Below are 13494 nucleotides of genomic sequence, written 5' to 3'. Positions count from 1 at the left end.
TCGAGTATTTGATAAGTATTTAAGCGCCATTTGATAAAAAATCATCGGGAAGATAGCAATTGTTAACCACAAACGGCTAAAATATGCGGTTATTCCCTGTATTCACTCTTAAAGTTAGTGCCGATTAGAACCCATGAAATCACATATCCAATCATTACTTGAACAAACTCTAGAATCCTTTAAACAACAAGGTATTGTGCCTGCTGACTTTGAAGCACGCATTCAGGTAGATCGAACCAAGGATAAGAGTCATGGCGACTTGGCAACCAACTTAGCCATGATGCTAACCAAGGTCGCAGGCAAGAATCCACGCGAATTAGCCCAACTGATCATAGATACCTTACCGGCTTCGGCTTTTGTGGCTAAGGTTGAAATTGCAGGACCAGGCTTTATCAACTTTTTCATCAACGACAGCGCCTTAGCAGATCAACTGCAAAATGCCGTCAACGATGAGCATTTAGGCATTAAGTTACCGACACCACAAACCGTTGTTGTCGATTACTCTTCACCCAACCTCGCCAAAGAAATGCATGTAGGCCATCTACGTTCAACCATCATTGGTGACAGTGTTGTGCGTGCGTTAGAATTTTTAGGCCACAAGGTTATTCGTCAAAACCATGTGGGCGACTGGGGCACACAATTTGGTATGTTGCTGGCCTATATGGAAGAGCTGCGCGCCAAAAATGGTGAAGAAGCTCAACTTGAACTGTCTGATTTAGAAAACTTTTATCGTGCCGCTAAACTGCGTTTCGACGAATCAGCAGAATTCGCAACCCGCGCTCGTCAGTTAGTGGTCGAACTGCAATCTGGTGACGAGTATTGCAACAAACTGTGGCGCGAATTTAACGACATTTCGTTAAGCCACTGCCATGAAGTCTACGCCCGTTTAGGTGTGAGCCTGACCCGCGCCGATGTACACGGCGAAAGTGCTTATAACGCCGATCTCGAGCAAGTGGTTAAAGATTTAGATGCCCAAGGTTTATTAACCGAAAGTAACGGCGCTAAAGTCGTATTCCAAGAAGCCTTCCGCAACAAAGAAGGTGAGCCATTGCCTGTTATCATCCAAAAGGCCGATGGCGGCTATTTGTATGCCACCTCAGATCTTGCGGCAATGCGCTACCGCTCGAACGTGTTAAAGGCCGATCGTGTCCTGTATTTTGTTGACCTACGTCAGACACTGCATTTCCAACAAGTCTTTAGCCTAGCGAAACTGGCTAAGTTTGTCCGTGAAGATATGTCGTTAGAACACTTAGGTTTTGGCACTATGAACGGCGAAGATGGCCGTCCATTCAAAACCCGTAGCGGCGGTGTCGTTAAATTAGTTGACCTGTTAGAAGAAGCCAATGTGCGCGCGCTAGAACTCGTTCGTAGCAAAAATCCTGATATGGATGAGGCCACACTAACTGAAATCGCCCGTGTCGTTGGGATCAGTGCCGTTAAATATGCTGACTTGTCGAAAAACCGCACCAGCGATTACATTTTCAGCTTTGAACAAATGCTCAGCTTCGAAGGTAATACCGCACCTTACCTACTGTACGCTTACACCCGCGTTGCGGGCATATTCAAGCGAGTAACCGATCTGGATCTCAGCCAAGCGACAATCGTGCTTGAGCATGAAAAAGAGAAAGATCTCGGTAATAAGTTGGCGCAGTTCGGTGAGATCCTCAATCGTGTTGTCGATAAAGGTCAGCCGCACGTACTGTGTGCTTATTTATATGAATTAGCAGGTGCTTTCTCTAGCTTCTACGAAGCTTGTCCAGTGCTTGCCGCCGATAATGACGCGCAAAAGAACAGCCGTTTATTACTCGCGCAACTGACGGCTCGTACGTTACAAAAAGGCCTAAATCTACTCGGTATTGAAACCTTAGAGCGGATGTAAGCCATGAGTAATCGCGATTATGCCAATAGAAGGCCGCAGTCGGGCGCTAAACCGCGCCCAATCCGCGCGACTCGCCCAACTCGAGCAAAGCCTTCACAATCTAAATCGGCGCCGCGTAAGAAGCTGCCGCTGACCTTGATAGGCTTTGTCATACTCGCTGTGGGTTGTTTCGTCTATTTCCTGTCAAGCATTAAAGATAATGCTAAGCAAGAAGTGAAGCCGATACCCGCTCCAGCCAAGAAAACGGAAGTACAAGTTAAGCCTCAAGAAACAGCAGTGCTTACTCCTAAGGTCAAAGAACCTGAACGCCAAGCGGTCATTATCCCAGTAGAGACAACTGAAACTGCTGAGCTTATTGTTCCGCCAAAGAAGGATCCTAATGCTCTGCCACCACAACCAAAGGAAGAATGGACCTATCTCAACGAGCTTGAAAATAAGCATGTTGAGGTCGATATTCCCGATATTGTTGCGAGCAGAACACCGATGCAATATCAGTTGCAGTGTGCTTCTTTCCGCCAAGAATCACAGGCGAACGAGATGAAAGCCGTCATCGCTTTCCAAGGTTTAGAGGCGCAAGTGAGACAAGTCGAAGGTACGACTGGCGTATGGTACAAGGTTGCTTTAGGACCCTTCGAGCGTAAACGTGATGCAGAGCGTAAACGTCATACACTGCAAAAAGCGGGGATTAATGGTTGCCAGATTCTGGCGATTCCTAAATAAGGCTTTAGCCTACTCCTGATAGACTATTAAGAATAAATAGCGGCCAGCGTTTTATCGCTCGTCGCTATTTTTTTGTCCGTATCACATGACTCACTTATTGATTCTGCCAGCCCATAAAAAGTCAGTTTTAAACAACAACTCATTTCAAATTTGCTGATCTACTAAATTTATAACCCATTATTTGTAAACAACAAAATTCTTTATTAAGAAAGATTAATATGCAGTTTAATTGACCTAGATCAAACTTAGGCGTATCTCTTAATTAACAGCAAAACCGCTGTATCTGTGTCAAATCCAACCTCAGGGTGAAGTATTATGAATGCATTAATCGAGATAGAAGCCACCGAATTCAGCCAACTGTTCAAGAGTGGCGACATGCTGGGAATTAGGATGTTTATGGAACATGTGCGCATGCCGCTGGATGTTCAAGACAAGATTTATGACGAAATTTCTGCGCTTCAGCAATTAGAACAAAACCAAATTGCCAAGCTCATTGAAACCCACGCCCATTCCCAAATTCATGAACGCCTAGCTTATTAGCCTTCCATTCAATGAAAAATTTATCTATGCCCAACTGCAGCTTCTGGCGGTTCATTCAACAGAAGCGGTCTAACCCACTCACTCTCCATCACACAGAATCAAATTTCAGCCAAAAAATAAGGCCAAACACCTAAGTATTTGACCTTAATAATCTAGCTAGTTTCAGATTTTAACCACAGCCTTAGCTCGGTTTTTCTTCCGTTAAGCCTATGCTATTCATCCAGTAATCGAAATCCACCATATTACCCGGCAATACGACTCGACTATTCTTCTGGCTTAAGCCATCGAGCTGTTTAAAGTATTGCTCACCGAGTTGCATCCGCAGGGCATTGTGACCACCCGGCGCGGCAATAACAGAGGCGAGACGTTCAATCGATTCTGCCGTTGCGCGGGAAATGGTTAAAATTTCCTCAGCCTTACCTTCGGCTTCGTTAATCCGGCGCTGCATCTCACCTTCAGAACGGTTTACCGTTTCAGCTTTAACCCCTTCAGAACGGTTAATTTTACTCTGTTTGTCGCCTTCACTCTTAGCCAATAATGCACGGCGCTCACGCTCGGCATTTACTTGCATTTCCATGGCATTTTTAACGGTTTCAGGTGGTGTAATATTTTTAATTTCATAACGATGCACGCGTATTCCCCACAGGGCACCCGCTTGATCTAAGACTTGCACTACCTTGGCTGAAATCACATCACGCTCTTCAAACGTACGATCAAGATCAAGTGTCCCTATGACAGAGCGCGTCGTCGTTTGCGCCAACTGAATTGCTGCATAACGATAATCAGTAATACCATAGCTGGCCTTCACTGGATCAGTCACAGAGATATAAATCACCCCATCCACTTCAACGTTTACTTCGTCGCTCGAGAAACATTCCTGCGGTGGTACGTCAATGGTTTCTTCTTTCAAATCATGAATAAAAGCCACTTTATCCACAAAGGGGATCAAAGTATGAAACCCCGCATCTAACGTACTGTGATACTTACCTAAACGCTCAACAATAAAAGCCGATTTAGTGGGTACTAGGCGGATCGATTGAAATAGTTTAATCACAAAAATGGCAAATATTAGTCCCCAAATTGCCATCACAATCAAATCTGTATCTAATGGAAGATTCATTATCGCGCTCCTTTGCCACTATTATTTTGGCCACTCACAGTCTGAGTGACTTGCTCCATGCCTTCGAAGAAACCTCCGAGTTTCGCCATTTCAGCGGGGACAACAGAGACCTGTGCATCATTGAGGATCTTGCCAACTTGAGCGATAAACTGTTCTTTCAATAACATATTCATCGCATCTGTGCCGCCATTGACGGCTAATGCTTGCGAGATCATTGCCATACCTTCGGATTTGGCTTTCGCTATGATAGCAATCTCCTGACCTGTACCTTTGGCTTCATTAATCCGTTTCTGTTTTTGACCTTCTGACAGGTTAATCGCCTCTTGGCGCTCACCTTCAGACATATTGATCATCGCGGCTTTTTCGGCATTCGCTAAGGTAATTTCGGCACGTTTACGGCGTTCAGCTTCCATCTGCTTCTCAAGAGTGTGGATCACATGGCGTGAAGGCGTGATATTACGAATTTCATAGCGCAATACTTTAATTCCCCATGGCTCGGAAGCCTTATCTATTTCACGCACTATTGATTCATTTAAGCTATCACGCTCAGAGAAAGTTTCACTCAAACTCAGCTTACCAATTTCAGATCGCATAGTGGTCTGGGCTAAATTCACCGCTGCTTTACGGTAGTTTTCAATACCATAACTCGCCAATTTGCCATCCATCACTTTTAGGTAGACCAAGCCGTCCACTTCAAGTTGAGTGTTATCTTTGGAGATACAACTCTGTGGCGGCACATCTAATACTTGCTCACGGGTATCGTGACGGTAGGAGACGCGATCGAAAAAAGGGATCAAAAAATGAAATCCAGGGCTTAATACTGCGCGGAATTTGCCAAGACGCTCAATGACATGCACTTCACGCATCGGCACAATTAACATCAACTTATAAAGAATAAAAAAGATAAATAAAATGACTAAGGTAAATACAAACATAGATTCCATCCTTTAGTTTTTGGAAGCTTCTATTGAAATAGGCTCAACGACTAGAGCGATATTTTCACGACAAATAATTCTGACTTCGGTACCCGCCTCAATAATGCTGCCATCGCCAAGCGCTGGCCATTCACTACCTTGAAACTCCACCCGTCCAGGTGTTTGCCCAGGACCTATGGTCTGCTTTACGCGAACAATTTGATTGTATAGTTCGATTGCTTCATCCGTGTTATCCACATGGGAATCACCACCAACGAGCCTCTGAGTGACTTGTCTGAAAGCCAATAACAACACAATGGCAGAGATAAACCACAGGGTCATGCTCTGCACGACACCTTCGACCAGTCCTATGCCTAACGCACCTGCCACGACTAAACAAGCCGCACCCAGCAACACTATTATGCCACCTGGAACCACTATTTCGGCGAGCATGAATACTAGCCCCACCACAGCCCACACTAAAATCGGATTTGAAAACTCCATATTTCCCCCTGAAATGAGAGTGTCCTTTACTGCACTATAACAGCAGAGTTTCGGATAATCGACATAATATGTCAAAATTTACCCAGTCAAAACGCACACTCAATCACCTATGACTTAATCCTCATTCTCCCATATCCGCCCACGAAAGCCGTTAGGTTGTTTTAAAATTAAGCATAATCAATTCAAAAAGATAGCAAGCTCCCAATCCACAAGCGGCGCAATAACAATAAAAAACATTAAAAATCAATTATCTAAAAATAAAATCCTTCACTAATGATTATGTGATTTTGACAACAACATTCGATAAAAACTTTGAATAAATGTAAATTTTTGCATATATTGCCCCCACTTTTGAGCAAGTCCTTTGACGTACACTCGCGCTAGGTTTGAACTTACCCATCAAACCATGCCATAGGTCAGAGAGCGGATTGAGTAAGACACGAATTAACTTCGACCTATACAACAGGAAATAACAATGAAAAAAACATGCCTATGCCTAGCACTAATGCTTTCTCCTCAAGCATTTGCGGGTGACTTAGTACAGTGGTGGGATTTCAGTGCAACAGCCCTCTATGGCGAAGACTACGATTTAGCGCCATCGGATAAACAAGCCACTATCACCCTAGAAACGGCTGGCGGCTGGAAATACGGTGATTGGTTTGCCTTCCAAGATTTTATCTATTTCAAAGGTAACGATACAGGCATGGAAAGCACTACCTATGGTGAAATTTCGCCACGTTTTAGTGCCAGTAAAATTCTTGGCGAGAAAATCGCCTTTGGCCCAATAACAGACTTGTCTTTAGCGTTAACCTATGAAGAAGGTGAAGGCCCAGTCCACAGCCTACTTTACGGTTTAGGGGTTGACGTAGCAGTACCATACTTCACTTATCTTAACTTTAATACCTATCGCCGCGATGGTATGAGCACTGGTAACAATAGTGACGGCTGGCAGTTCACTCCTGTATTTCGTATCGATATCCCTGTTGGATCTGCCAACATAGTACTCGATGGCTTTATCGACTGGGTATTTGCCACCGACGATAACGGCTACGAGGAAAACTTCCATTTCAACCCACAGCTAAAATACGATCTCGGTAAGAGCCTGTTCGGTGATCATCAAGCCAATAAATTATTGGTGGGTATCGAATATGATCTGTGGACCAATAAATACGGGGTGAAAGGCGTCGATCAAGACACTTACTCTGTGATTGCTCAATACCATTTCTAATCGGTATCGGCATAGTTTTAAAGCAACAAAAAAGGTGCCATTGGCACCTTTTCTATTTTGAGCACTCACTTTGCAGGGGAGTGTCGCTTAGCTTAGTAAAAATTAAGCTAACAGTTTTTTCGCCGCTGCAACCACGATAGAAACCGCACTCACTTCAGTTTTCTTCATTGTGGCTTCATTAGGAATTTCTTGTTGGGTGCGGTTTACAATCACACCAGCAACGCAGGCTGCACGCCAACCTTGAGTGGCACACATAGTGAACAAAGTGGAAGACTCCATCTCATAGTTCAGTACGCCCATATCTTGCCATTCTTTCATTGAACCCGCGAAACGACGCGTTACACGGCCTGTGACAGTGTCATAACGCTCTTGGCCTGGGTAGAAAGTATCAGAAGAAGCTGTTACGCCAATGTGTGGCTCAACGCCAGCATCGCGACACGCTGCAACCATAGCAGTGGTACATTCAAAGTTTGCAACCGCTGGATATTCCATAGGTGCAAAATGTAAGCTCGCGCCATCTAAACGCACTGAAGCTTGAGTCACAATCACATCACCCACATTAACATGAGGTTGGATTGCGCCTGTAGTCCCTACACGCAGGAAGGTATTCACACCTAATTGTGCAAGTTCTTCTACTGCGATAGAAGTAGATGGACCACCAATACCGGTTGAACACACTACTACTGGCTTGCCATCGGCATACGCTAAATAGCTTGTATACTCGCGGTGGCTAGCAAGAAACGTCGCATTGTCCATTAGTTCAGCAATACGTTTTACACGCTCTGGATCACCAGGAACGATTGCTAAGGTTGCACCATCGAGCATCGCTTTGGTCAAACCTAAATGAAATACATCAGCCATTGTGAAAACCCCTTTCATTTTTGATAATTAAATTCTTATAAAATCGACTTTAACCTAGTATCGAAGCGGTGAAGGTTAACTTGATCACAGAATTATCGGCAAGAAGTAATTGTTTAGTCGTAATGAAATTACCAACTACACCAGCATCTGCTCACAAGATAGCAAATTTGCCCATATTTCGAATGTCAGTCTGATTTATACCAAACAAAGTGTGAACTAGATCCTGAACTCATGCCAGAGTCTGTGGTAATAAATGCCTAAAGCACTGATTTAAAATAGATTAAAATAAATCATCCATTAGTATTAATCTAAGTGACCGCTAAAAGAGATCTAAGTCACGTTTAACGACTTAGTATAAGGTTAGGGTTAAGGCGTAACCTGAAGTGTAGTAAATGACGACAAGGAGAATGCCGATGTTTCCAGAGTACAGAGAATTAATTTCCACCCTGAAAACCCAAGATGCTCATTTTCAACGTAAGTTTAATGAGCATAATCAGTTAGACGAGGAAATCAAACAACTGGAAAAACGTGTCGCCAGTGATTTCAATCCCACTGTGAAAGAACTCAAAAGCAGAAAGTTACATTTAAAAGAGGAAATTTATCAGATCCTCAAATCCCACGAGTAATTCTACTATTACTCTAAAGACAAATAAGGGCGCCTAAGCGCCCTTATTAATGTCATCACAATCGCTTACAGATAGTAATCCTTCAGCGGTGGGAAACCGTTAAAGCATACTGCTGAATACGTCGTCGTATAAGCCCCTGCGGTTAACCAATACATACGATCGCCAATGGCTAAGTCATTTGGTAGGCCATAGCTATAGTGCTCATACATGATATCTGCACTGTCACAGGTTGGGCCGGCAATCACGCATTTATCCAGCTCGCCTTGACGCTCAGTATAAATCGGGAACTTAATCGCCTCGTCCATCGTTTCAATCAAGCCAGAGAATTTACCCACATCGGTAAACACCCAACGCTCTAAAGCCGTGTAAGATTTTTTGCTGATCAGTACCACTTCAGACACTAAAATCCCCGCGTTAGAGATCAACGAACGACCTGGTTCCAAAATAATTTGTGGTAAATCATCACCAAAATCTTCCTTCAGGAAGTGAGTGATTTGCTCGGCATACACACCCAATTGATTGGTTTTATCAATATAGTTAGCAGGGAAACCGCCACCCATATTGATCATCTTCAAGGTGATATTGTGCTCATCACGCAAACGGTCAAAAATACTTTTCACTTTACCAATAGCGGAATCCCAAGCACCTATGTCACGTTGCTGAGAACCCACATGGAAAGAAATACCAAAAGGCTCTAAGCCTAATTCCTGTGCCAATACTAATAGCTCATAGGCCATTTCGTTTTGGCAGCCGAATTTACGGGATAACGGCCAATCAGCGGTATCTGTACCTTCGGTCAGAATGCGCACATAAATACGTGAACCCGGTGCTTCTTCAGCGATCATTCGCAAATCAGCTTCTGAGTCAGATGCATACATACGCACGCCACGCTCATAAAATGCACGCACATCTTGGCGCTTTTTAATGGTATTACCATAGCTGACTCGATCGGTTGTCACACCGACATTCATGACCATATCTAGCTCATAAATCGAGGCAATATCAAAGTTTGACCCTTTATCTTTTAGTAAAGATAAGATCTCGGCCGCGGGGTTTGCCTTAACTGCATAATAAACGTTGGCGTAAGGAAAACTATTAACCATGTCATCGTATTGTTTCGCTATGATACTGGTATCGATCACGACGAACGGGGTTGCTTTGTCTTTGGCAAACGCTTCAATACGCTTGAATGTGTCCATATCATAATAGTCAGCAACATCAATAGATTGAAATTGGCTCATTGGGCCAGAGTCTCCTTTGGGTCAGATAGATAACAGTAAGTGTGATGTATTAAAAACGTGCGCAGTAAACGATATTTTTTCGCTTTACGCAACGAATTTTTATGCTGAATTAATAACTTTTTATTCCCCAATTCTTTAAGGAACTGAACCATCAGAAAAAGGCGCTATAAAACAAATAATTATGCACACAAACCCTAAGGTAAATTTGTGTTCATTATCAGAATAAAAAGTGAATTTTTTACGACGTTATCGGAAGGGAGATGGATAGACTGGCTGGAGCCAAAATATCCATCTAAAAACAGTTATCTTGAAGTAACAATCACACAGCGAAAAGAAGACGAATGGATGCCTTAAAATACGTCCGTTAAATCGAGTTGTTACTGCGGCTGATTGAGTTTTGCGAGGGCTTGGTTCAAGGCTTCACTGGAATCAAAATAGGCAATGTCCAGAATGTTACGCTGCTTGAGTAATATCATAGTGGCCATATCTTTGTTATCAGGTAATAAACGACTGATCTCACCATCCCTATCTAACCCAATCGCAAAAGGTAAATCTTGCATCTGTGGCACAGCCACAAATTTAGCGATCAAAGAAGGCATACCACTGATATCGGCAACATAAACTAAACCCGTTGGCATTTGAGTCGCGCTCAAGGGCGTAAGTGCATCCTTAATCACATCACCGCCTTTCATGCTGCGACTAAAGAGCAGCACTTGAGTCTCATCAGTCACATTAATGGTTTTATCATTTTGGTCGAGAAGTGAAATGGGATTAATCGCATCTCCGGCAACATAACTCGCAGCATACGCCCAGATTGGGGTTAACAGACAAGACAAACATAACAACAGCGTTTTCATAAACACTCGACTCCATTATTGGATAGGCGAACAGCATACCTGACTCCCCCTATCGACTCATTAAACCAACCACGATTACATGATACGCTTCACACATGAAGGGCGAAAAGTATTTGGTGGAATTTCTACGCTATAATCGCACAGTTAATTTTATTACAAGGATATCATAATGATAACACCTGGACTCGATCAAGAATTGCAGCAACTACAAGGCGTTTATCAACTCATCACCGAGTTTTTAGTCACCTACAGCTTCCAACTCGTAGGTGCTTTGCTGATCTTTTTGTTAGGTTTATGGGTAGCCAGTAAAGTATCACGCTTAGTCGCTAAGCAATTCGACAAACACAATATCGATATCACCCTAAGCAATTTTGTCAGCAATCTTATCCGCATTCTGATCATAGTCATGGTCGGGATTATCGCCCTCGGCAAAATCGGCATCAGTATTACCCCTATGGTTGCAGCAATTGGTGCCGCCTCCCTCGGCGCAGGTTTAGCCTTACAAGGTATGCTAGCGAACTATGCCGCAGGCGTGACTATTATCGTCACCCGCCCTTTTGTGGTAGGCAATACTATTGAAATTAAAGGGGAAAGCGGCGTTGTTAAACGTATCCACTTAGGCATGACCATACTGACCAATGAGGAAGGTGAGCAAATCAGCATTCCTAATAAGCATATCGTCGGCGAAATCCTGCACAACTCCTTCAGCAATAAGCTAGTCGAAACCCAGTTCAATCTCAGTTACAACACAGATCCCGAACGAGCCATTAGTGTGATTACTGAGTTATTGAGCAATAATCCCTATGTTTATCAAGAGACCACACCTAATATTGGCATCAATGGTTTTAATGCTAATGGAATTGAAATGGGGGTTCGTTACTGGGTGCCCACACAAAGCTATTTTCAACATAAATATAAGGTGAACCTAGCTCTTTATAACGCCCTTAAGCAGGCAGGAATCGAGATTGCCTGCCCCATTAGGGAGATCCATCTGCAAGATAAATAACGCTAATGCCCATGGGATTGGTAGGCTTAGTCGATCAGCCTAGCCCAAATTGTATACTTGCATTCTTGTAAAAACTTACGTTTACTATACTCCCAAATATCGATAGTGATGGACTACTATGTTGTTGATACTCATAATTATTGCTTTTATTTTACTGTTTATTTTTTTCGCTAAATATCAAAAAAAACAAGTGCAAGCTAAAGCACTTGCCGCAGGTGATCCTACTGCGCTACTCAATCATGGCTTAACACTGATTAACCAAGGCGAAGTCAACTCTGGCCTAGATTATATTCAGCAGGCAGTCGATAAAGGCTTAGCCGTTGCCGCCATTGCTATGGCAGAACTTTATTCCGGTCGATTCCCACAAGTTCCCGCCGATCCCAAGGCATCTAACGATTGGTATAAAAAAGCCGCGGAAATAGAGCCTCAATATTTACCCATGCTCACACTACCTAATTTGCTCTCTTCTGAGTCGCAAACACTCGATGAGTTAATCGCACAGGCAGAACAGCTCAAACCTAATGCCGAAGCGGGGCAAGCCGAGTTTCAATATGAGCTTGCTTACTTGTATCTAAGCCAGCCCTTTCTCGATCCCGATGCTAGCCAAGCAATTTACTGGTTCGAAAAAGCCGCCGCACAAGAAAACCAAAGAGCCTATTACCATTTAGCCACACTCTACTGGCATGATGAGCGCGTCACTTCGGACTATATCAAAGCACGTGAATACTTTGAGAAATCCGCAGCCGCTGATTATGAATTAGCAAAAGATGATCTAGGGCATATGCTTGCTGCAGGCCAAGGTGGACCTAAAGATTTAGCGCGTGCAGAGGCATTACTTAGCGAGCGCGCCGCAGACGATGATTTCCGCCAGTATTATCTTGGTAAACGTTTCCTCTACGGTGAAGATTTTGCTGTCGACTATGACAAGGCGCGCCATTGGTTAAGCCAATCTGTCGCTAGAGGTAATGACTTCGCTAAGATTGAATTTGCTCATCTTTTACTGAAAGCGCCACAAAATGAAAGTGATTACCAACAGGCTAAAATTGACTTTGAAGAATTCGCACTTAAGTGGAATGAAGACGCACTGCTAGGCTTAGGCAAGATTTATGAGCAAGGTTTAGGCGTGAGTCGCCAACCAATTAAAGCGTTAATGTATTACCAGCTCGCGGCCATGAGCAATAGAGCAGATCACCTAAAAGAATTAGCCAGATTCAGTCAGCAACTAGGTACCTTAGAGATAAGAGAGGCTGAGCGTCTACGTGACAGTTTCTTGCATCAGCATCCAATCCCCGCTGAGCAACAACAATATTTTTATTTCTATAAGGCTGAATCATTTTTAAGTGGTGAAAAAACCACTCAAGAGGCTCTACAAGCGGCAGAAGCTTGGTACGTCAAATCGGCAGAGCTAGGTCATGAAATTGCTATGCGGGAGCTGGTCAATATTTACGGCGCAGAACAATTAAATAAACCTATACAAATGTTTATTTGGTCTAGTTTATTGCTACGTCATTTTGGTAAATACGGGATGAATAGCGCTCAACGACTCCATCAAAACACCGCAAAATCATGTTTAACCGAATCCGAACTTGCCTACGCCGAAACTCAAATTGAGGCTATTGAAACCCAATTAACGCCCTATCTTGAGTCGGATAGGTAAGTTTCCTAGCAGCGAATGAGCCCCAGAAAAGGTTTGGTCAGATTTAACAGGCCAAACCGTTTGGTTACAAAATAGAGTGAATTTATAATTACTTAACCTGAACTCGGGATAAGAAATGTTGAACTAATAGCCCTCCAAGTGATCGGATCTTTCGACCAAGAGAAACCCCATCACACCGGAGGGCCTATGCATAAATTAGTGGAAGTGTTTTGCGATGTCGATGATTTTTGCGCTGTTTTTATTCCAGAATGGGAAAAAACGCTGTTAATCGATGGTACACGCAAGCGTCATCGCGCTGGCCGTATGACGATGAGCGAAGTGATGACCATCATCTTACTTTT

General features: G+C 43.4%; 13 protein-coding genes and 1 pseudogene. 8 read left to right on the top strand and 6 right to left on the bottom strand.

The window, feature by feature from the left end; genetic code table 11:
- Positions 1–133: 133 nt before the first annotated feature.
- From argS to L5L77_RS17550, 3 genes are all read left to right on the top strand, one after another.
- Positions 134–1879 (top strand): arginine--tRNA ligase, encoded by a 1746-nt coding sequence (argS, locus tag L5L77_RS17560; RefSeq protein WP_263186528.1) that lies wholly within the window; start codon positions 134–136, stop codon positions 1877–1879.
- 3 nt (positions 1880–1882) lie between these two features.
- On the top strand, positions 1883–2599 hold the full coding sequence (locus L5L77_RS17555) for an SPOR domain-containing protein (protein ID WP_219250683.1): 717 nt from the start codon (positions 1883–1885) through the stop codon (positions 2597–2599).
- Between the two features lie 315 nt (positions 2600–2914).
- Complete coding sequence (locus L5L77_RS17550) at positions 2915–3139, top strand: hypothetical protein (protein ID WP_006083282.1); 225 nt, start codon at positions 2915–2917, stop codon at positions 3137–3139.
- Between the two features lie 181 nt (positions 3140–3320).
- Here the strand turns inward: L5L77_RS17550 and L5L77_RS17545 are convergent, their stop codons facing one another.
- Genes L5L77_RS17545 through L5L77_RS17535 form a run of 3 tightly spaced genes read right to left on the bottom strand, consistent with a single transcriptional unit; the run spans position 3321 to position 5677 of the window.
- Positions 3321–4259: an SPFH domain-containing protein gene (locus L5L77_RS17545; protein ID WP_219250684.1), complete on the bottom strand. Its 939-nt coding sequence runs from the start codon at positions 4257–4259 to the stop codon at positions 3321–3323.
- On the bottom strand, positions 4259–5194 hold the full coding sequence (locus L5L77_RS17540) for an SPFH domain-containing protein (RefSeq protein ID WP_263186529.1): 936 nt from the start codon (positions 5192–5194) through the stop codon (positions 4259–4261). Before L5L77_RS17540 ends, L5L77_RS17545 begins: the two co-directional genes overlap by 1 nt.
- A 12-nt stretch (positions 5195–5206) precedes the next feature.
- Complete coding sequence (locus tag L5L77_RS17535; RefSeq protein WP_219250686.1) at positions 5207–5677, bottom strand: NfeD family protein; 471 nt, start codon at positions 5675–5677, stop codon at positions 5207–5209.
- A 475-nt stretch (positions 5678–6152) separates the two neighbouring features.
- On the opposite strand from L5L77_RS17535, the gene L5L77_RS17530 reads away from it, so the two are divergent.
- Positions 6153–6905 (top strand): outer membrane protein OmpK, encoded by a 753-nt coding sequence (locus L5L77_RS17530; RefSeq protein ID WP_028759442.1) that lies wholly within the window; start codon positions 6153–6155, stop codon positions 6903–6905.
- 102 nt (positions 6906–7007) lie between these two features.
- Here the strand turns inward: L5L77_RS17530 and udp are convergent, their stop codons facing one another.
- Positions 7008–7766 carry a uridine phosphorylase gene (udp, locus tag L5L77_RS17525; protein ID WP_105251257.1) on the bottom strand — a complete coding sequence of 253 codons (759 nt, stop codon included), beginning with the start codon at positions 7764–7766 and terminating at the stop codon, positions 7008–7010.
- Positions 7767–8179: 413 nt separating this feature from the next.
- Between udp and L5L77_RS17520 the strand changes: the two genes are divergently transcribed.
- Positions 8180–8392 carry a YdcH family protein gene (locus tag L5L77_RS17520; RefSeq protein WP_006083288.1) on the top strand — a complete coding sequence of 71 codons (213 nt, stop codon included), beginning with the start codon at positions 8180–8182 and terminating at the stop codon, positions 8390–8392.
- Between the two features lie 65 nt (positions 8393–8457).
- Here the strand turns inward: L5L77_RS17520 and L5L77_RS17515 are convergent, their stop codons facing one another.
- Both L5L77_RS17515 and L5L77_RS17510 read right to left on the bottom strand, forming a co-directional pair.
- Positions 8458–9633 carry a type III PLP-dependent enzyme gene (locus tag L5L77_RS17515; RefSeq protein ID WP_105251256.1) on the bottom strand — a complete coding sequence of 392 codons (1176 nt, stop codon included), beginning with the start codon at positions 9631–9633 and terminating at the stop codon, positions 8458–8460.
- Between the two features lie 377 nt (positions 9634–10010).
- Positions 10011–10490, bottom strand: a complete 480-nt coding sequence (locus L5L77_RS17510) for a hypothetical protein (protein WP_105251255.1) — start codon at positions 10488–10490, stop codon at positions 10011–10013.
- 169 nt (positions 10491–10659) lie between these two features.
- Between L5L77_RS17510 and L5L77_RS17505 the strand changes: the two genes are divergently transcribed.
- From L5L77_RS17505 to L5L77_RS17495, 3 genes and pseudogenes are all read left to right on the top strand, one after another.
- Entirely contained in the window at positions 10660–11496 is an 837-nt protein-coding gene (locus L5L77_RS17505; RefSeq protein ID WP_131523458.1) for a mechanosensitive ion channel family protein, read from the top strand.
- A 118-nt stretch (positions 11497–11614) separates the two neighbouring features.
- The gene (locus L5L77_RS17500; RefSeq protein WP_263186530.1) at positions 11615–13153 is read left to right on the top strand and encodes a tetratricopeptide repeat protein; all 1539 of its coding nucleotides are present in this window, start codon (positions 11615–11617) and stop codon (positions 13151–13153) included.
- A gap of 198 nt (positions 13154–13351) precedes the next feature.
- Positions 13352–13494 (top strand): annotated as a pseudogene (locus L5L77_RS17495) (IS982 family transposase); the annotation flags it as partial.

This window comes from Shewanella sp. SM29 (assembly GCF_025654245.1).
Lineage (GTDB): Bacteria > Pseudomonadota > Gammaproteobacteria > Enterobacterales > Shewanellaceae > Shewanella > Shewanella oncorhynchi.
The sequence above is the reverse complement of the archived record's forward strand: the minus strand, read 5'-3'. Positions and strand labels throughout refer to the sequence as shown.

What these genes read in the sequence shown, in the direction of transcription:
- argS (WP_263186528.1), top strand. Translation starts at nt 134, where the DNA reads ATGAAATCACATATCCAATCATTACTTGAACAAACTCTAGAATCCTTT.
- L5L77_RS17545 (WP_219250684.1), bottom strand. Translation starts at nt 4,259, where the DNA reads ATGAATCTTCCATTAGATACAGATTTGATTGTGATGGCAATTTGGGGA.
- L5L77_RS17540 (WP_263186529.1), bottom strand. Translation starts at nt 5,194, where the DNA reads ATGTTTGTATTTACCTTAGTCATTTTATTTATCTTTTTTATTCTTTAT.
- L5L77_RS17535 (WP_219250686.1), bottom strand. Translation starts at nt 5,677, where the DNA reads ATGGAGTTTTCAAATCCGATTTTAGTGTGGGCTGTGGTGGGGCTAGTA.
- L5L77_RS17510 (WP_105251255.1), bottom strand. Translation starts at nt 10,490, where the DNA reads ATGAAAACGCTGTTGTTATGTTTGTCTTGTCTGTTAACCCCAATCTGG.
- L5L77_RS17555 (WP_219250683.1), top strand. Translation starts at nt 1,883, where the DNA reads ATGAGTAATCGCGATTATGCCAATAGAAGGCCGCAGTCGGGCGCTAAA.
- L5L77_RS17550 (WP_006083282.1), top strand. Translation starts at nt 2,915, where the DNA reads ATGAATGCATTAATCGAGATAGAAGCCACCGAATTCAGCCAACTGTTC.
- L5L77_RS17520 (WP_006083288.1), top strand. Translation starts at nt 8,180, where the DNA reads ATGTTTCCAGAGTACAGAGAATTAATTTCCACCCTGAAAACCCAAGAT.
- L5L77_RS17515 (WP_105251256.1), bottom strand. Translation starts at nt 9,633, where the DNA reads ATGAGCCAATTTCAATCTATTGATGTTGCTGACTATTATGATATGGAC.
- L5L77_RS17530 (WP_028759442.1), top strand. Translation starts at nt 6,153, where the DNA reads ATGAAAAAAACATGCCTATGCCTAGCACTAATGCTTTCTCCTCAAGCA.
- udp (WP_105251257.1), bottom strand. Translation starts at nt 7,766, where the DNA reads ATGGCTGATGTATTTCATTTAGGTTTGACCAAAGCGATGCTCGATGGT.
- L5L77_RS17505 (WP_131523458.1), top strand. Translation starts at nt 10,660, where the DNA reads ATGATAACACCTGGACTCGATCAAGAATTGCAGCAACTACAAGGCGTT.
- L5L77_RS17500 (WP_263186530.1), top strand. Translation starts at nt 11,615, where the DNA reads ATGTTGTTGATACTCATAATTATTGCTTTTATTTTACTGTTTATTTTT.